This is a genomic window from Streptomyces afghaniensis (assembly GCF_044327915.1).
GTDB lineage: Bacteria > Actinomycetota > Actinomycetes > Streptomycetales > Streptomycetaceae > Streptomyces > Streptomyces afghaniensis.
This window is the reverse complement of the sequence record NZ_JBIRGJ010000003.1, coordinates 639,819-656,616: the sequence shown is the minus strand read 5'-3', so window position 1 is coordinate 656,616 and position 16,798 is coordinate 639,819. Positions and strand designations below refer to the sequence as shown.

Sequence of the window (16,798 nt, the reverse complement as noted above, 5' to 3'; positions counted from 1 at the left end):
CAGGAAGGACCTTCACCAGCAATGACCGACGAGAACACTCCCGTGACGACGCCCGAGGGTGACGCCCTGGCCATGCGCGTCGAGCCGGTCGGGCTCGAGACGGAGATGCAGCGCTCGTACCTCGACTACGCGATGTCCGTCATCGTCTCGCGTGCGCTGCCGGACGTCCGCGACGGCCTCAAGCCCGTCCACCGCCGCGTGCTGTACGCCATGTACGACGGCGGCTACCGCCCCGAGCGCGGCTTCTACAAGTGCGCTCGCGTCGTCGGCGACGTCATGGGCAACTACCACCCGCACGGCGACTCCTCCATCTACGACGCGCTGGTGCGCCTGGCCCAGTCGTGGTCGATGCGCATGCCGCTCGTCGACTCCAACGGCAACTTCGGCTCCCCGGGCAACGACCCGGCCGCGGCGATGCGGTACACCGAGTGCAAGATGGCGCCGCTGTCGATGGAGATGGTCCGTGACATCGACGAGGAGACCGTCGACTTCACGGACAACTACGACGGCCGCTCCCAGGAGCCGACCGTCCTGCCGGCCCGCTTCCCGAACCTGCTGATCAACGGCTCGGCCGGGATCGCGGTCGGCATGGCGACCAACATCCCGCCGCACAACCTGCGCGAGGTCGCCGCCGGCGCCCAGTGGTACCTGGAGAACCCCGAGGCCTCTCACGAGGAGCTGCTGGACGCGCTCATCGAGCGCATCAAGGGCCCGGACTTCCCGACCGGCGCGCTGGTCGTCGGCCGCCGGGGCATCGAGGAGGCGTACCGCACCGGCCGCGGCTCGATCACCATGCGCGCGGTCGTCGAGGTCGAGGAGATCCAGAACCGCCAGTGCCTGGTGGTCACGGAGCTTCCGTACCAGGTCAACCCGGACAACCTCGCCCAGAAGATTGCCGACCTGGTCAAGGACGGTAAGATCGGCGGCATCGCGGACGTCCGCGACGAGACGTCGTCCCGCACGGGCCAGCGGCTCGTCATCGTGCTCAAGAGGGACGCGGTCGCCAAGGTCGTCCTCAACAACCTCTACAAGCACACGGACCTGCAGACGAACTTCGGCGCCAACATGCTGGCGCTCGTGGACGGCGTGCCGCGCACGCTCTCGCTCGACGCGTTCATCCGCCACTGGGTGACGCACCAGATCGAGGTCATCGTCCGCCGTACGAAGTTCCGGCTGCGCAAGGCCGAGGAGCGGGCGCACATCCTGCGCGGTCTGCTGAAGGCCCTGGACGCCATCGACGAGGTCATCGCGCTGATCCGGCGCAGCGACACCGTCGAGATCGCCCGCGGGGGCCTGATGAGCCTCCTGGAGATCGACGAGATCCAGGCCAACGCCATCCTCGAGATGCAGCTGCGCCGACTGGCCGCCCTGGAGCGCCAGAAGATCGTCCAGGAGCACGACGAACTCCAGGCGAAGATCAACGAGTACAACGAGATCCTGGCCTCCCCGGTCCGTCAGCGGGGCATCGTCAGCGCGGAGCTGACCGCGATCGTTGAGAAGTACGGCGACGACCGCAAGACCAAGCTGATCCCGTACGAGGGCGACATGTCCATCGAGGACCTGATCGCCGAGGAGGACATCGTCGTCACGGTCACCCGGGGCGGCTACATCAAGCGCACCAAGACCGACGACTACCGCGCCCAGAAGCGCGGCGGCAAGGGCGTCCGCGGCACGAAGCTCAAGGAAGACGACATCGTCGACCACTTCTTCGTGTCCACGACGCACCACTGGCTGCTCTTCTTCACCAACAAGGGCCGCGTCTACCGTGTCAAGGGCTACGAGCTGCCCGACGCCGGCCGGGACGCGCGCGGTCAGCACGTCGCGAACCTGCTCGCCTTCCAGCCCGACGAGGCGATCGCCGAGATCCTGGCGATCCGCGACTACGAGGCGGTTCCGTACCTCGTTCTCGCCACCAAGGCCGGACTTGTGAAGAAGACGCCTCTGAAGGATTACGATTCGCCGCGTTCCGGCGGTGTGATCGCGATCAACCTCCGCTCCATGGAGGACGGTTCGGACGACGAACTGATCGGAGCCGAACTGGTCTCGTCGGACGACGATCTGCTTCTGATCAGCAAAAAGGCACAGTCGATCAGGTTCACCGCTTCGGACGAAACCCTGCGCCCCATGGGCCGTGCCACCTCGGGTGTCAAGGGCATGAGCTTCCGCGAGGGCGACGAGCTGCTCTCGATGAATGTTGTTCGACCCGGTACGTTCGTGTTCACTGCCACCGACGGCGGGTACGCGAAGCGGACCAACGTCGACGAGTACCGCGTCCAGGGTCGCGGCGGCCTCGGCATCAAGGCCGCCAAGATCGTGGAGGACCGTGGATCTCTCGTCGGCGCGCTGGTGGTCGAGGAGACCGACGAGATCCTCGCCATCACGCTGGGCGGCGGTGTGATTCGTACGCGAGTCAACGAGATCAGGGAAACCGGCCGTGACACCATGGGCGTCCAACTGATCAATCTGGGCAAGCGCGATGCCGTCGTCGGCATCGCACGCAACGCCGAGGCGGGACGCGAGGCGGAGGAGGTCGACGGCGACGTGGTCGTCGACGAGACCGCCGAAGGTGCCGTGACCACCGGCACGGACGAGGGTGAGGCGCCCTCGGCCGAGTAGCACGAGGAGTGAGTCAGCGTGAGCGGAGCCACGGGCGCCGGACCGACCGGTACCTCGAAGGGTACGGACACGGACGACGGCGGCCGTGGCTCCGCCGCGCGTGCGGCGGATCCGCACACGACCAACCTGAAGGCGATCAAGTCCCCGACCAAGGACGCGCCCTCGCCTGACAGGAATGAATCACAGGGGGGAACTGTGACGGACGCCAGAGGTCCGCAGACCCAGCAGCACACGGCTGGAGCGGGCCCGTCCGCATCCAGCGCCCAGCCGCAGCCCGAGCCGGCCGCGGGGGAGAAGGGCACCGCCGCGCAGACGGCGTCCCCCCTGCCGGGGGAACGGCAGGCTCAGCAGCAGACCGGGCCGTACCACCCGCCGCAGGCCTACCCGGCGCAGCCGGCGGCGGCCGGTGCCGGAGCCGGTGCCGCCGCCGCGGCCGTACGGCGTCCGCGCACAGGTGCGCGCACCACGCCGCGCGTCCGCAAGGCCCGTCTGCGGGTGGCCAAGGCCGACCCGTGGTCGGTGATGAAGGTCAGCTTCCTGCTCTCCATCGCCCTGGGCATCTGCACGATCGTGGCGGCCGCCGTGCTGTGGATGGTGATGGACGCGATGGGCGTCTTCTCCACGGTCGGCGGCACGATCTCGGAGGCGACCGGCTCCAACGAGTCGAACGGCTTCGACCTCCAGGCCTTCCTGTCGCTGCCCAACGTCCTGATGTTCACGTCGGTCATCGCGGTCATCGACGTCGTCCTGGCGACGGCCCTCGCGACGCTCGGCGCGTTCATCTACAACCTGTCCGCGGGCTTCGTGGGCGGTGTGGAGCTGACGCTCGCCGAGGACGAGTGACGTCCTTGACGTTGTCGCGACAACCGATTTTGGGACTGCCCATGTCGTGCGCTAATCTTCAGGAGTCAGCGCGCGGGACACACCCGCAGAGCGCGGCGGGGCTATAGCTCAGTTGGTTAGAGCGCATCCCTGATAAGGATGAGGCCACAGGTTCAAATCCTGTTAGCCCCACCAGCGAGAAGACCCCCAGTCGAATGCGACTGGGGGTCTTTTTCGGTATCCATGAGGTTCCTGTGACGCCTGGCGACGTTCCAACGCTTCTGGAGTGAGGCCGGTCGGCCTCACTCCAGAGTCATTTCCTTGGGGGGAACCTTGACGAGAAGCACCATGCCCAGACGCGTCCTGGCCCGGACGGTGGGCGTTGTCGCCGCGCTGGCCGTCGCGCTCGCTGTCGCGCCGCTGGCGGGCACCGCGCAGGCCCACAGCGCGGCGTCGGGAACGCTGAGCTTCAGCGGCGACGCGGGTGAGCCCATATCCGGCGGTCAGTCGTACGCGTACACGGCCGGCGCGGTCCAGATGTTCGACGTCCAGGGCAGCACGGACGGGAACAGCCTGACCGTCGCGGTGGACGCGGAGCAGGGCACGCTCTGGCGGCTCATCATCGCCGCCCCCGACGGTCAGAAGCTGACCGAGGGCACCACGTACACCGGGGCGAAGCAGTGGCCCGACGCCCAGCCGGAGGATCCGGAACTGGTGTTCAGCGGAACCGACAACGGGACCGAGAAGTGGTGCAACACCAACTCCGGTTCCTTCACCATCGAGCACATCGCTTTCGGCCCCTACGGTTACATCAGCGAGCTCGACGCCACCTTCGAGCAGTACTGCAACGGCTCGACCGTGCCTCTGCGCGGTGCGGTGCACGCGGTCATGCCCGAGCCTCCGGCCGAACTGGCCCTGGGGATGACCATCGACCCCGAGGGCACGGCGGAGGTTCCGGAGGGGCGGATCACCGTCGGCGGCACCGTGACGTGCAACAAGCCGGCGAGCGTCTCGCTCGCCGGCCAGGTCTTCCAGATACAGAAGAAGGGGACGCCGGGCGCGTCCTACCAGACGACCGTGGCCTGCACCCCGGGTGCGCCCGTCCCGTGGTCGGTCAGCCTGACCAGCCAGGAGCCGGGCACCTCGTTCCAGCCCGGGACCGCGACGATACGCAGCAGGGCCCGGGCGGACGACCGGGACTACCCGGTGACGGCCGACACCGGACAGCAGGAGACACAGATCACGCTCTCCAAGGGCTGATCCCCTTCAGGGCTGCCCCTTGAGGGCTGATCCGCATGGAAAAAGGCCCGGCGGCTCCGAGGAGCCGCCGGGCCTGTACGCAGGTCGCCGGGAGGTGCCGGTGGTATCAGCGCTGCAGCGGAGTGAGATGGTCCGTTGGGTCGCCGACGGCGTCGGTGTGGTCGTCGGTGCAGTCGGCGGTGGGTGACGCCGCTGTGTCCGTGAGCGTGCGGTGGCGGCAACTGGGGGACTTGCCGTGGGCCTCGGCGTGGATGCGCTGTTTCATCGTGGGGGGCAGGGCCTTGGCGTAGGACAAGGACCAGAGGGCGGCCGTCGCCGGTGCCGTCCGCTGCTGCGGGATGAGCGCGCTGTTGCGCTTCTGCTCGGTCTGCGGTACCGCCGCGGCGGCGGTCGTGGTGACGAATCCGAGCGTCGTGCACAGCGCGAGGAAGGCGGTGACGATGGCAGTCCAGAGCTTCATGACCTTGTTCCGGGCCATAACCCCTCACTTTCGGGTCGGGCGATTTGCGTACTTTCCTCATGATGTGTATGAGGGCCGAGAAGTGGTGGACCGACGCTCGTGGCGCGTCGTTGTTCAGATGAACACCACCCAGATGGGTGCAAGAAGGGTGAAAAGGTAGGAAAGAGGGAGAAAAGCGGTCGAAGTAACCGTCCGTCGGCGTGTGATCACTCTCCGGTGGGAGCGACGGACTCCGCTTCTATCGCGGTTCCCCGGAGGGGAGTTGAGGTCCGACTCAGGTCACCGATCGGTATCGGTCGGTGTGTATAGTCGGGCGCCAGAGGTCCCCTACGTCAACGAAAGACGAGGTCGCGCGGTGAAGAAGCTTCTCCTGGTCGCACTGGCCGCCATCGGCGGGCTCCTCGTGTACCGCCAGATCCAGGCGGATCGCGCCGAGCAGGATCTGTGGACGGAGGCGACTGACTCCGTGCCCACGGGTTCGTGAGTCACGACATCCCAAACCGAACACACCCCGGCCGCCTCGCGGTCGGGGTTTTGTGTGTGAGGATTCACGGCGGTTCTGAGGATTCACGGCGGTTCTGCGGTCCGGTGACGTGAGGGGTGGCGCGTGAGGGGACGGTGTCGTACGGCGTGGGGGCGTGCGGGCGCGTGGCGCGGTCGTCGTCCGTCGGTGGTCGTGGGTCTGAGCGCTGTGGCGGTGCTGCTGGGTACGACGGCTGCCGGGGTGCCCGGACAGGCCGCGTGGGCCGCCGCCGGGGCGTCCGGTACGGCGCGGTCGCCGAGCCCGTACGCCTTCGCCGCTGACGCCCGGACCATCAAGGGGGCGAGGAGTACCGCCGACGCCGTGGCGCTGACGCCCGGCACGGCGTACAAGAGCTCCCTCCCGAGCAGTGGCAAGGTCAACTACCGCCTCGAGCTCGACGCCACGTCGAACGCGTACGTCTCCGTCACCGCCGTCCCCTCCCCCGGCAGCACCGTCTCCGTCATCGACGGGATCAAGGTGTCCGTGCAGGACGACGACGGCACCCCCTGTTCCGACGACAGGGCGAGCTTCGGCGCCGCCCGCAGTCCGCACCCGATCGCGACGTGGGGCCGACGCGAGATCTCCCCCACCAAGCCGCTGTGCCGGGAGGCCGGGACCTACTACGTGACCGTCGAGCGCGTCGACCCGAAGGGCGAGGGCTCCTCGCCCGACGCCTGGGACCTGGAACTCGTCGCCATGACGGAGCCCCGGACGGCGAAGGCCGGGCCGACCGGCGCACCCGAGGTGTGGAACTCCGCCTCGCCCCAGCCGCTCCAGGGGGAGGCCGAGGACCGCCGGGGCGGTGCGGGGTTCACCCGGGCGACCCCGCTGGACCAGGGGGTCTGGCGGGACGACATCAGGCCCGGCCAGACGCTCTTCTACGAGGTGCCGGTCGACTGGGGCCAGCAGCTCCAGGTCACCGCCGACCTGGGCAGCTCGGCCTCCGGCCGCACCGGCTACACGTCCGACGCGCTGGACCTGGACCTGTACAACCCGGCGCGCGGCCCCGTCGCCGACGTGGGCGTCGGCTACAACGGCGGCCAGAAGTCCGGCAGCCTGCCTCCCCTGCCGCCGGTGGACCACGCCAACCGCAACGCCGCCATCGGCCAGGTCGGTGCGATGCGCTTCGCCGGCTCCTACTACCTCGTCGCGCACCTCGCCGAGAGCGTCGCCGACACCTTCGGGGACGGGCCGTTCCCGATGACACTGCGGGTCAAGGTGAGCGGAGAGGCGCGCAGCGGGCCCGAATACGTGAGGGAGTCCGAGCCGAAGGGCGTCTTCGAGGTCTCGGAGCAGGACCGGGAGGCGGCGGCCGAGGGCGTGGCCGGGGGTGACGACACCGCGATGCGGGTCGTCGCCGTGGGCGGCATCGGCGCCGGGAGCGCGCTGCTCGTGGGGCTCGGGGTGTGGACCGTGGTGGCTCGGCGGAGGAACGCCGGGTAGGCCGAGCAGGGGAGCCGTGCGTGCGCCCGGGCTGGTGCTCGCGGGCGCTCAGATGCGGGTCAGGGCCCAGAACCCCACGGCATAACAGGCCAGGGCGAGGAGCAGGAGCGGGACCACGACCTTGGCCGGGGGGCCCGGTCGGCGGGCAGGGCGCTGTGCTCGGTGCCGTGACGTGCCCTGGCCGGGCGGAATCCCTTGTCCAGGCAGTGTGGCTTGCGGAGCCGGGGCCGGCGGGGTTTGCGTGGTGTACGAGGCTGTGGAGGTGTGGGTGGGCTGCTGGTTCACGGAGGGCAGCGGCTGACCGGGATAGCCCGTGTGGTTCGGGTACGCCGGAGGGAGCGGCTGGGACGGGGACAGAGGGTGCGTGGGGTCGTAGGGGGAGTAGAGGGCCTGCTGGTGTGAGGCCTGTGCTTGTGCGTCGTGGTCTGGTGTGGGGGAGTTGGTGCCGGTGACCTGGGGCGGCGGCAGGTGGAAGCTGCCGGTGTCCGACATGGCGGGCGGCTGAGCGGGGGTGGCCGGCAGGGCGGCGTCCTCGCCGTGGCCGGGCTGTACGACCGCTGCGCCGGGGCCCTGCCACGACGCCGACGCGCCCGTTCCCGACGCGCCCGTTCCCGAGGGGGCCTGGGCGTCCTGCCGGGGCCGCTCCCCGGCCGCCGGACCGGACCGCTCCTGGTCGGCCGCCGGACCGGACTTCTCCTCGTCCGTCGCCGGGCCGGCCGGTCCGTCCTGTCCCGGTCGCGGACTCCGCGCTCTCTCCAGCGGGCCGTTCGGCGCGAACCCCGGGGGGAGCGGACCGATCTGGTCGAAGATCTCGATCAGCTCGTCGTCCGGGCCGGGCTCGGGGAGGAGCTCCGCCGCGGCGGCGAGCGCCTTGCGCGCCCCCGTGGCCGTACGGAACCGGGCTTGCGGGTCCGGCTGGAGCAGCGTGGCCACCACCTGCCACAGCGGCTCCGGAATGCCCTTGGGCGCACCGGGCGTCCCGTGCTCGGCGAAGTACTGGATGAGCGCCTTGCTGTCCGGCTTGGCGCCCTCCAGCAGATACAGCGCGACCAGGCCCGCGGCGAACAGGTCGGCGGGGAAGTCCGGCTCCGCGCCCATCATCTGCTCGGGTGCGAGATACCCGGGCGTCCCCACGACGAGGTTGGTCTCCGTCAGGCGGGGCTCGCCCAGTCGCATCGCGATGCCGAAGTCGGACAGCCGCAGCCGCGGCCGGCCCGTACCGGTGGCTTCCAGCAGGATGTTGGCGGGTTTGACGTCCCGGTGCACGACACCCTCCGCGTGCACCGCCGCCAGCCCCGCCAGCAGCTGGTCGAGCAGCGTGCAGACGAAGGCCGGCGGCAGAGGACCGTAGTCGCCGATGAGGTGGACCAGAGAGCCGCCCGCGACGAGGTCCATGGTGAACAGGACCTTGTCGTCGTCGGCGGCCCAGCTGGTGGGGGCGAGCACATGGGGATGATCGATCCGCAGGGCCTGTTCGCGGACGAAGCGCAGCAGCGAGTGCGCGTCGCTCTGGAGCAGGACCTTGGCGGCCACATAGCGGCGGCGGCGGTGGTCCCAGGCGCGCCAGACGGCGCCGACCCCTCCGCGTCCGATCGGGTCGACCAGTTCGTACCGGCCGGCGAACACCTCACCCATGGCTGTACGTCGCTCCTCCCCCTGTGGTCTCCCCCCTTGCTTCCCCCTCGACGAGCCTTACGACTCCCCGACGGGCGAAACGCGTCCCCCGCACCCCCGTGACTCCCCCGATGAGCCGATACACGCCCCCTCGCGTCGACCGGTCCCCCGTACGGAACACGCCCCCTCGTGTCCGCCCGTACCGTGACGCACCCCCCGTCACCTCACCCGGAACCCGGTGCCGAACCCCCTTCGGCGGCCGGGTGGCGGGGTCAGCTCTGGTGGGACTGGTAGTGCGCGACCGCGTCCGAGGTACGGCCGGCGCCGTACACACGGAGGAACTCTGCCAGTTCCGGGTGGGTCGGGGCGAGGGTCTCCGCGGCGTCGATGATGTCGCCCGCCGCCGCGACCGAGCGCAGCAGCGACTGGATCTCCCGGACGACGCGCTTGACCGTGGGCGCTCCCGAACTGCTGGTTGTCTGCGTGGTGTTGCTGAGCACTGAGCCCCCCTGTGACTTCTTGATCTCCTCCATGCGCTCCGTGGCCTCGGCCGCGCTCACGCTGCCGTCCGCGACCTGCCCCGCCAGGTCCTGCAGCAGCTGCACCCGCTGCACCACAGCGGGATTGCCGATCTTCGCCCGCTGACCGCTCATCAGCTGCGACAGCATCGGTGCGGACAGTCCCAGAACCCCCGCGAGACGAGCCTGGTTGAGACCAAGATCGTCGATGAGCTTACGGAAGAGCGCCCCCAGCGGCTCCCCGTACCAGTTCCGCTGCAGTTCCCGCGCTCTTGCGGTGGCTTCCTGCTGTGCGGCGTCCATTGCGTCTCCCCATCGCTTCCCCAAGTACGGCGGTTCGCGGTAGCGAACCACGCCGAGCATCTTACGGAGAGTGGTCGGCGACGGGGACCCCCAATCCTTTTGCGAAATCATGGGGGTGACCCGGTACTCTGGTCTCCGACGCCCGCCGGGACAAGATTTTCTCCGGGCGGACGTTCCTCTTCCGGGGCCTTAGCTCAGTTGGTAGAGCGCTGTCTTTGCATGGCAGATGTCAGGGGTTCGACTCCCCTAGGCTCCACTCTCGAAGCCCTCCGAACTGCGGAAACGTGGTTCGGGGGGCTTTTGTTTCACGTGAAACAGCACGGCGGGGCGGGAGACTCGCAAGGCTCTCAAGACTGAGCCCCAAGTCTTCCGCCCCGCCGTGCTGTTGATCCGGTGGCTGTGCCGTGGGATCGATCCGGCGGCCGTCAGGAACGGTCGTCGCGCCGTGCGGCCTCGTCCTCCGCCTGCTTCGCCTCGACCTCCGGGTCCAGAGCGGACTCACCACTGCCGTCCACAGAGGTCAGACGGCCCGACTCGGGAACCTCCGTCGCGGCGGGCGGCTCCACCAGCCAGTCCGGGTTGGCCTGCTTGTCCCACCACTTCCAGGCGGCGAAGGCACCGCCCGCGAGGGCGCCCAGAACGATCAGCGTCTTCATGGCCCGGCCGGCCCTCGCCCGCCGTTCCTGCCTGCGGATCAGCTTCTGGACCTCCTTCGACGAGACCTGACCCCGCAGCGCGGCCATAGCGGCCACACTCCGGGCAGCGGCCTCCGCCGTGACGGGCACGGCCGCGGCCACAGCCTGCTCAAGCCTGGGCCTGGAGTACTCCGCCGCCTGCCGGGCGGCCTTGCGCGTGCGGACGGCGGCCTCGTGGGCGGCCTGGTCGACCTTCGGCGGCACATGCGTCCGGGCCTGCTCCAGATACGGCTGCACATGGGCGCCGTACTGGACGCGTGCCTGCCCGGCGGCCTGCGTCACCTTGGGCGCTAGCCGTACGCGTGCCTCGTGTGCGTAGTGCGCGGCCCTGTCCTTGGCCGTGTCGGCGTAGGGCGCCACCACTTCCGCGGCGTGCAGCACGCTGTCCTTCGCCGAACCAGTCGCGGCGCGCACGCTGTCGATGCGGGTCACGGGTTCCTCCTCCTCGGTGGCGTACGGTATTTCGACTTTCCACCCTTTTACGGATCATGCCTCCCGGAGCACCGCCAGGCATGCGCGGGCAGGCATCCGGGTCACGGGAGCCGGCTCCGGGCCGTCTCCGGGCCGTCTCCGGTCGAAAACCGATCAAGAGTGGACCGAGCGCTGATCGAGAGCCGATCACATGCAATAGCGGATGAATACGGTTCAACAGGAGCTTGTCGTCGACAATGCCACGGATCGCCGCCGCACGCCCCCGCCCCGGGACTACTCGACAGGTTTTCTGCATGCGATCGGCCCGGTTTACCTCCGGTGAACCGAGGTCGGGCGACGCGGAGCCCCGTCCATGCGAGGATCAGGGAGTCACAGAAAGACAACGGAAGGCAGATCGTGGCTGAGCAGCTCTACGCCACCCTGAAGACCAACCACGGCGACATCGAAGTCCGGCTTCTGCCGAACCACGCCCCCAAGACGGTCAAGAACTTCGTCGAGCTCGCCCAGGGCGAGCGGGAGTGGACCCACCCGGAGACGGGACAGAAGTCCACGGACAGGCTCTACGACGGCACGGTCTTCCACCGGGTGATCAGTGGCTTCATGATCCAGGGCGGTGACCCGCTGGGCAACGGCACCGGCGGTCCCGGCTACCAGTTCGAGGACGAGTTCCACCCGGACCTGCGCTTCGACAAGCCCTACCTGCTGGCGATGGCCAACGCCGGCCCGGGCACCAACGGCTCGCAGTTCTTCATCACCGTCTCCCCGACGGCGTGGCTGAACCGCAAGCACACCATCTTCGGCGAGGTCACCGACGCGGCCAGCCAGAAGGTCGTGGACACCATCGCCTCGGCCCAGACGAACCCGCGCACCGACCGCCCGGTCAACGACGTGGTCATCGAGTCGGTCGTCATCGAGACCCGCTGAGACCGGCTGGGACCCGCCGAGTGCTGAAGCCCTCGCAGGGAACCATTCGCCCCGCTCGTCCGTAAAGATGAGCGGGGCGGGCTTTTCTCATCACGACCGAGGGGATCTCATGGACGACCAGGCTGCGGGCAGTCCGCAGGACGCCCACAGCGTCCCCATGTGCTACCGCCACCCGGACCGCGAGACCGGCATCCGCTGCACCCGCTGCGAACGCCCGATCTGCCCCGAGTGCATGGTCAACGCCTCCGTCGGCTTCCAGTGCCCCGAGTGCGTCCGCACCGGCGCCGGTACCGGTCACGCGCCCACGGCCGCCATGCCCCGGACGATCGCCGGCGGCGCCATCAGCGCCGATCCCCGCCTGCTGACCAAGATCCTCATCGGGATCAACCTGGCCGTGTTCATCGCCATCCGGGCCCATGAGTCGCTCGCGATCGACCTCGCCCTGGTCGGCGCCTGGCCGCCCGCGCCCTTCACGCCCACACAGGGCGTGGCGGGAGGCGAGTGGTACCGCATGGTGACGTCGATGTTCACGCACCAGGAGGTCTGGCACATCGCGTTCAACATGCTCAGCCTGTGGTGGCTCGGCGGCCCGCTCGAAGCGGCCCTCGGCCGTGTGCGCTATCTCGCGCTCTACTTCGTCTCCGGACTCGCGGGCAGCACCCTGGCCTATCTGCTGGCCTCCCCGAACACGGCGACGCTGGGCGCCTCCGGCGCGATCTTCGGCCTGTTCGGCGCCACGGCCGTGCTGATGCGCCGGCGCAATTACGACATGCGGCCCATCGTCGCGCTGCTGGTGATCAACCTGATCTTCACCTTCAGCCCGGGCTTCAACATCTCCTGGCAGGCCCACATCGGCGGCCTCGTCGCCGGTGTCGTCGTCGGGTACGCCATGGTCCACGCCCCGCGCGAGCGACGTGCCCTGATCCAGTACGGCACATGTGCGCTGGTCCTCGCCGTGATCGTCCTGTTGACCCTGTTGAGGACGGCCCAGCTCAGCTGAGCGCGAGCGTTGTCCACAGCGGGTGGCGGATCTTGTGCATAGTGTGCGGGAACACCTGTGCCCCCTGTCACTGACCGGCGTTTCCGCAGGTCAGGCAGGGGGCGAACAAGCTTTCGAGTTCCGGTACTTCCGTCATACCGGCGTCAACACTCAACGAGTTATCCACAGATCGTCGTTTCTTTTCCACCTGTGGAAAACCGCTGTGGATAACTCAGTGAACAAGCCTGGGCAAAGCTGCGTTCACCTTCCGGTGGCCGCTACTTCCACTGGGTCGACACACCGAATCCGGCGGCGATGAAGCCGAAGCCCACCACGATGTTCCAGTTGCCCAGCGAGTCGATGGGCAGCGACCCGTCGGTGACGTAGAAGACCACGATCCAGGCCAGGCCGATGAGGAACATGGCCAACATGACGGGCGCGACCCAGGCACGGCTGTTCAGCTTGATCGCGGTCGCCTTGTTCGCGGGCGGCGGCGTGTAGTCGGCCTTCTTGCGGATACGTGACTTCGGCACGAGGGTCTCTCCTGTCGATGCGCTGCGTGGCCGCGCAGGTAACTGGGTCGGTCTCGGGGCAGCGTAAGGGGACTCTGAGTGCTCCCCCGGGCGTCCGTTAGCGTAGTGCTTCCGTGGCGCCGAAGGAGATAAGGGTACGTTGAGCAATTCTGCCGACTCCCCCGGGACGGGATCCAGCCCTGAGCGCGCGCGTCGTTTCCGGCCCGTGCGGATCCTCACGGCGGCCGTCTTCGCGCTCGCGGGACTCATCTTCTTCACCAGCTTCAACACCGCCAAGGGCACCAATATCCGCACGGACACCTCGCTGCTGAAGCTGTCCGATCTCATCCAGGAGCGCAGCCGCGAGAACGGCGAGCTGGACGAGACCAACGGGACCCTCCGCAAGGAGATAGAGGCGCTCGCCGACCGGGACGACGGCAGCACCAAGGCGGAGGACGACAAGCTCGCCGACCTGGAGAAGCGCGCCGGCACGCAGAAGCTCAAGGGCGAGTCGCTCACGGTCACGCTCAACGACGCCCCGCCGGACGCCACCGCCAAGCTGCCCGGCTATCCCGAGCCGCAGCCCGACTACCTGGTCATCCACCAGCAGGACCTCCAGGCCGTGGTGAACGCGCTGTGGCAGGGCGGGGCCAAGGGCATCAAGGTCATGGACCAGCGGCTGATCTCCACCAGCGCGGTGCGCTGCGTGGGCAACACCCTGATCCTCCAGGGCCGCGTCTACTCGCCGCCGTACAAGATCACGGCGGTCGGTGACCCGGACAAGCTCCAGAAGGCGCTCGCGGCCTCCCCGGCGATCCAGAACTACATGGTCTACGTCAACGTCTACGGGCTCGGCTGGAAAGTCGAGGAGAACGGGCCGGTGACTCTTCCCGGCTACTCGGGCACAGTGGATCTGCACTACGCGAAGCCTGTGGAGTAGCAGCCTGGCCGGGGGAGCCGCCGGTGCGTGTGATCGTCAGGACCGTCAGCGAACTGTGCATCACCGTCGGCAGCGTGATCGTGCTGTTCGTCGTCTACGTGCTGTTCTGGACCGGCGTGCAGGCCGACGGCGTCATGGACGACCAGATCGAGCTGCTCCAGGAGCAGTGGGCGAAGTCGAGCGCGCCTCCCGCGGCGGCCGGCTCCTCCGCCGGGAGCACCGCGAGCCCTCCGAAACCCGCGCCTTACGCCAAGGGCAAGCCTTTCGCGATCATGTACATCCCGCGTCTTGGTTTCACGTGGAACAAGCCGGTGCTCGAAGGGACGGCCACCGGCACCCTGAAGAAGGGCCTGGGCCACTACGCGGAGACCGCCCGACTCGGTCAGAAGGGGAACTTCGCGGTCGCCGGCCACCGCCGCACCTACGGCGACCCCTTCAAGGACTTTCCCCAGCTGAGGCGAGGCGACGCCGTGGTGCTGACCGACGGCACGACCTGGTTCACGTATCGGATCGACAAAGGCCCGTACAAAACAGTGCCCTCCGACATCGAGGTGATCGACCCTGTCCCACGTACATCCGGGTACACGCGTTCGGGCCGCTATCTGACGCTGACCACGTGCGAACCGGAATGGGGACACAGTCATCGGCTGATCGTCTGGGCGCACCTGGACTCCACTCAGCCTGTGGAGGCCGGGAAACCTGAGGCGTTGCGCCGTTAGTCTGGTGGCTGTACGGCGTGGGTCTGGTGCCGTGGTACGACGGAAGGGACGGCATGTACGGCTGGATCTGGCGGCATCTGCCGGGGAACACGTGGGTGAGGGCGCTGATCTCACTCGCCCTGGTCGTGGCCGTGGTCTACGTCCTCTTCCAGTACGTCTTCCCGTGGGCGGAGCCGCTGCTGCCCTTCAACGATGTGACGGTGGACAACCAGTGAGCGCGCGCATTCTCGTCGTGGACAACTACGACAGCTTCGTCTTCAACCTGGTCCAGTACCTGTACCAGCTGGGCGCCGAGTGCGAGGTCCTGCGCAACGACGAGGTGTCGACGGCGCACGCCCAGGACGGCTTCGACGGTGTCCTGCTCTCCCCGGGTCCGGGCACCCCGGAGGAGGCGGGCGTCTGTGTCGACATGGTCCGGCACTGCGCCGCCACGGGCGTCCCGGTCTTCGGTGTCTGCCTCGGCATGCAGTCGATGCAGGTGGCGTACGGCGGGGTCGTGGACCGCGCGCCCGAGCTGCTGCACGGCAAGACCTCGCCGGTCGAGCACACCGGCCGGGGTGTCTTCGCCGGCCTGCCCTCGCCCTTCACGGCGACGCGCTACCACTCGCTGGCCGCCGAGCCCGCGACGGTCCCGGCCGAGCTTGAGGTGACGGCCCGGACGCACGACGGGATCGTCATGGGTCTGAGGCACCGCGAACTTCCGGTCGAGGGCGTGCAGTTCCACCCCGAGTCGGTGCTGACCGAGCACGGGCACCTGATGCTGGCCAACTGGCTGGTGGAGTGCGGGGACCAGGGCGCGGTGGCGAGGTCGGCCGGGCTCGCCCCGGTGGTGGGCAGGGCCACGGCGTGACGGCGCTGCGCCCCGAGCGCGAGTCCGACACCTCGTACGGGCAGCAGTCGTACGGGGTGCAGGGTGCGTTCGAGGACTGGTCGGGCGGAGGGGCGTACGGTGCCTCTCCGCGGCCGGAACCGCAGCCGCAGCCGCAGTCCCCGCTGTACATGTCAGAGCCGGAGCCACAGCCGTACCCGGCGTCGTACGAGCCCGTCCCGGACGAGCCGTATCTGCCTCCGGCCGACGAGGAGACGGTGGCGCTGCGGATACCGGATCCGCCGCCCGCGGCCGGTGACCCCGTGTCCGGCTCTCCGGGCTCTTCCGCGCCACGGCACGACGGACCCGCCCACGGCGGCCGCGCGGCCCGCAGAAAGGCCGCCAAGCGCCGTCACGGGCGCCATGGCGGTGCTTCGGAGGCCCGCTCGGCTCAGGAATCGGGCCAGGACTCGGCTGGGGGCTCGGCGCGGGACGAGCGGCGGGCGCCGTTGTCGCGGGTCGAGGCGCGACGGCAGGCGCGGGCGCGCAAGCCGGGTCCGGCGGTGATGGCCAGCCGGGCGATCGGCGAGGTGTTCATCACCACCGGTGTGCTGATGCTGCTGTTCGTCACGTACCAGCTGTGGTGGACGAACGTGCGGGCGCACGCGCAGGCCGGCAAGGAGGCCAGCAGCCTCCAGGACGACTGGGCGAACGGCAAGCGCAACCCGGGGGTCTTCGAGCCGGGTCAGGGCTTCGCCATCCTGCACATCCCGAAGCTGGACGTGGTGGTGCCGATCGCCGAGGGCACGAGCAGCAAGGGTGTTCTGGACCGGGGCATGGTCGGCCATTACGCCGAAGGCGCGCTCAAGACGGCGATGCCCGGTGACAAGACCGGGAACTTCGGGCTCGCGGGCCACCGCAACACCCACGGAGAACCGTTCCGGTACATCAACAGGCTCACTCCGGGCGATCCGATCGTCGTGGAGACGCAGGACAAGTACTACGTCTACAAGATGGCGTCGATCCTGCCGGTCACGTCGCCCAGCAACACGAGCGTTCTGAATCCCGTACCCCCGGGGTCGGGATTCACCGAGCCCGGCCGCTACATCACGCTGACCACGTGCACGCCGGAGTTCACCAGCAAGTACCGGATGATCGTCTGGGGCAAGATGGTCGAGGAACGGCCGCGCAGCAAGGGCAAGCCGGATGCGCTCGTCAGTTAAGGGCAGA

17 protein-coding genes and 2 tRNA genes are annotated in these 16,798 nt (G+C 68.9%); 14 read left to right on the top strand and 5 right to left on the bottom strand.

Going from position 1 to position 16,798, the window contains the following annotated elements:
• Positions 1-21: 21 nt before the first annotated feature.
• The 4 genes from gyrA (at position 22) to ACH4G3_RS13340 (ending at position 4,698) form a co-directional block, all read left to right on the top strand.
• Positions 22-2,616 (top strand): DNA gyrase subunit A, encoded by a 2,595-nt coding sequence (gyrA, locus tag ACH4G3_RS13355; RefSeq protein ID WP_397624568.1) that lies wholly within the window; start codon positions 22-24, stop codon positions 2,614-2,616.
• An 18-nt stretch (positions 2,617-2,634) separates the two neighbouring features.
• Complete coding sequence (locus ACH4G3_RS13350) at positions 2,635-3,459, top strand: DUF3566 domain-containing protein (protein ID WP_397624567.1); 825 nt, start codon at positions 2,635-2,637, stop codon at positions 3,457-3,459.
• Between the two features lie 97 nt (positions 3,460-3,556).
• A tRNA-Ile gene (locus ACH4G3_RS13345) sits at positions 3,557-3,633 on the top strand.
• 153 nt (positions 3,634-3,786) lie between these two features.
• Positions 3,787-4,698 carry a hypothetical protein gene (locus tag ACH4G3_RS13340; protein WP_397624566.1) on the top strand — a complete coding sequence of 304 codons (912 nt, stop codon included), beginning with the start codon at positions 3,787-3,789 and terminating at the stop codon, positions 4,696-4,698.
• Positions 4,699-4,804: 106 nt separating this feature from the next.
• On the opposite strand, the gene ACH4G3_RS13335 is transcribed toward ACH4G3_RS13340, so the two are convergent.
• The gene (locus ACH4G3_RS13335; protein WP_397624565.1) at positions 4,805-5,176 is read right to left on the bottom strand and encodes a DUF6344 domain-containing protein; all 372 of its coding nucleotides are present in this window, start codon (positions 5,174-5,176) and stop codon (positions 4,805-4,807) included.
• Positions 5,177-5,513: 337 nt separating this feature from the next.
• On the opposite strand from ACH4G3_RS13335, the gene ACH4G3_RS13330 reads away from it, so the two are divergent.
• Both ACH4G3_RS13330 and ACH4G3_RS13325 read left to right on the top strand, forming a co-directional pair.
• Positions 5,514-5,642 carry a DLW-39 family protein gene (locus tag ACH4G3_RS13330; protein WP_003999697.1) on the top strand — a complete coding sequence of 43 codons (129 nt, stop codon included), beginning with the start codon at positions 5,514-5,516 and terminating at the stop codon, positions 5,640-5,642.
• Positions 5,643-5,840: 198 nt separating this feature from the next.
• Entirely contained in the window at positions 5,841-7,124 is a 1,284-nt protein-coding gene (locus tag ACH4G3_RS13325; RefSeq protein WP_397624762.1) for a hypothetical protein, read from the top strand.
• Between the two features lie 48 nt (positions 7,125-7,172).
• On the opposite strand, the gene ACH4G3_RS13320 is transcribed toward ACH4G3_RS13325, so the two are convergent.
• Both ACH4G3_RS13320 and ACH4G3_RS13315 read right to left on the bottom strand, forming a co-directional pair.
• Complete coding sequence (locus ACH4G3_RS13320; protein ID WP_397624564.1) at positions 7,173-8,759, bottom strand: protein kinase domain-containing protein; 1,587 nt, start codon at positions 8,757-8,759, stop codon at positions 7,173-7,175.
• 251 nt (positions 8,760-9,010) lie between these two features.
• Positions 9,011-9,559, bottom strand: a complete 549-nt coding sequence (locus ACH4G3_RS13315) for a helix-turn-helix domain-containing protein (protein WP_397624563.1) — start codon at positions 9,557-9,559, stop codon at positions 9,011-9,013.
• A gap of 183 nt (positions 9,560-9,742) precedes the next feature.
• On the opposite strand from ACH4G3_RS13315, the gene ACH4G3_RS13310 reads away from it, so the two are divergent.
• Positions 9,743-9,815: transfer RNA gene (locus ACH4G3_RS13310), tRNA-Ala, on the top strand.
• A 169-nt stretch (positions 9,816-9,984) separates the two neighbouring features.
• On the opposite strand, the gene ACH4G3_RS13305 is transcribed toward ACH4G3_RS13310, so the two are convergent.
• Positions 9,985-10,686 (bottom strand): DUF5324 family protein, encoded by a 702-nt coding sequence (locus tag ACH4G3_RS13305; protein WP_397624562.1) that lies wholly within the window; start codon positions 10,684-10,686, stop codon positions 9,985-9,987.
• A 396-nt stretch (positions 10,687-11,082) separates the two neighbouring features.
• Between ACH4G3_RS13305 and ACH4G3_RS13300 the strand changes: the two genes are divergently transcribed.
• Positions 11,083-11,610, top strand: coding sequence for a peptidylprolyl isomerase (locus ACH4G3_RS13300; RefSeq protein ID WP_397624561.1), 528 nt, complete (start codon positions 11,083-11,085; stop codon positions 11,608-11,610).
• Positions 11,611-11,719: 109 nt separating this feature from the next.
• Positions 11,720-12,610, top strand: coding sequence for a rhomboid family intramembrane serine protease (locus ACH4G3_RS13295; RefSeq protein WP_397624560.1), 891 nt, complete (start codon positions 11,720-11,722; stop codon positions 12,608-12,610).
• 257 nt (positions 12,611-12,867) lie between these two features.
• Here the strand turns inward: ACH4G3_RS13295 and crgA are convergent, their stop codons facing one another.
• The gene (crgA, locus tag ACH4G3_RS13290; RefSeq protein ID WP_397624559.1) at positions 12,868-13,122 is read right to left on the bottom strand and encodes a cell division protein CrgA; all 255 of its coding nucleotides are present in this window, start codon (positions 13,120-13,122) and stop codon (positions 12,868-12,870) included.
• A 139-nt stretch (positions 13,123-13,261) separates the two neighbouring features.
• Between crgA and ACH4G3_RS13285 the strand changes: the two genes are divergently transcribed.
• Genes ACH4G3_RS13285 through ACH4G3_RS13265 form a run of 5 tightly spaced genes read left to right on the top strand, consistent with a single transcriptional unit; the run spans position 13,262 to position 16,791 of the window.
• Complete coding sequence (locus tag ACH4G3_RS13285) at positions 13,262-14,041, top strand: DUF881 domain-containing protein (RefSeq protein WP_397624558.1); 780 nt, start codon at positions 13,262-13,264, stop codon at positions 14,039-14,041.
• 23 nt (positions 14,042-14,064) lie between these two features.
• Positions 14,065-14,760 (top strand): class E sortase, encoded by a 696-nt coding sequence (locus tag ACH4G3_RS13280; protein WP_397624557.1) that lies wholly within the window; start codon positions 14,065-14,067, stop codon positions 14,758-14,760.
• A 17-nt stretch (positions 14,761-14,777) separates the two neighbouring features.
• Positions 14,778-14,975 carry a hypothetical protein gene (locus ACH4G3_RS13275; protein ID WP_059417127.1) on the top strand — a complete coding sequence of 66 codons (198 nt, stop codon included), beginning with the start codon at positions 14,778-14,780 and terminating at the stop codon, positions 14,973-14,975.
• The gene (locus ACH4G3_RS13270) at positions 14,972-15,610 is read left to right on the top strand and encodes an aminodeoxychorismate/anthranilate synthase component II (RefSeq protein WP_020273111.1); all 639 of its coding nucleotides are present in this window, start codon (positions 14,972-14,974) and stop codon (positions 15,608-15,610) included. The genes ACH4G3_RS13275 and ACH4G3_RS13270 overlap by 4 nt, the downstream gene beginning before the upstream one ends.
• Positions 15,607-16,791, top strand: coding sequence for a class E sortase (locus ACH4G3_RS13265; protein ID WP_397624556.1), 1,185 nt, complete (start codon positions 15,607-15,609; stop codon positions 16,789-16,791). Before ACH4G3_RS13270 ends, ACH4G3_RS13265 begins: the two co-directional genes overlap by 4 nt.
• Positions 16,792-16,798: the final 7 nt, after the last annotated feature.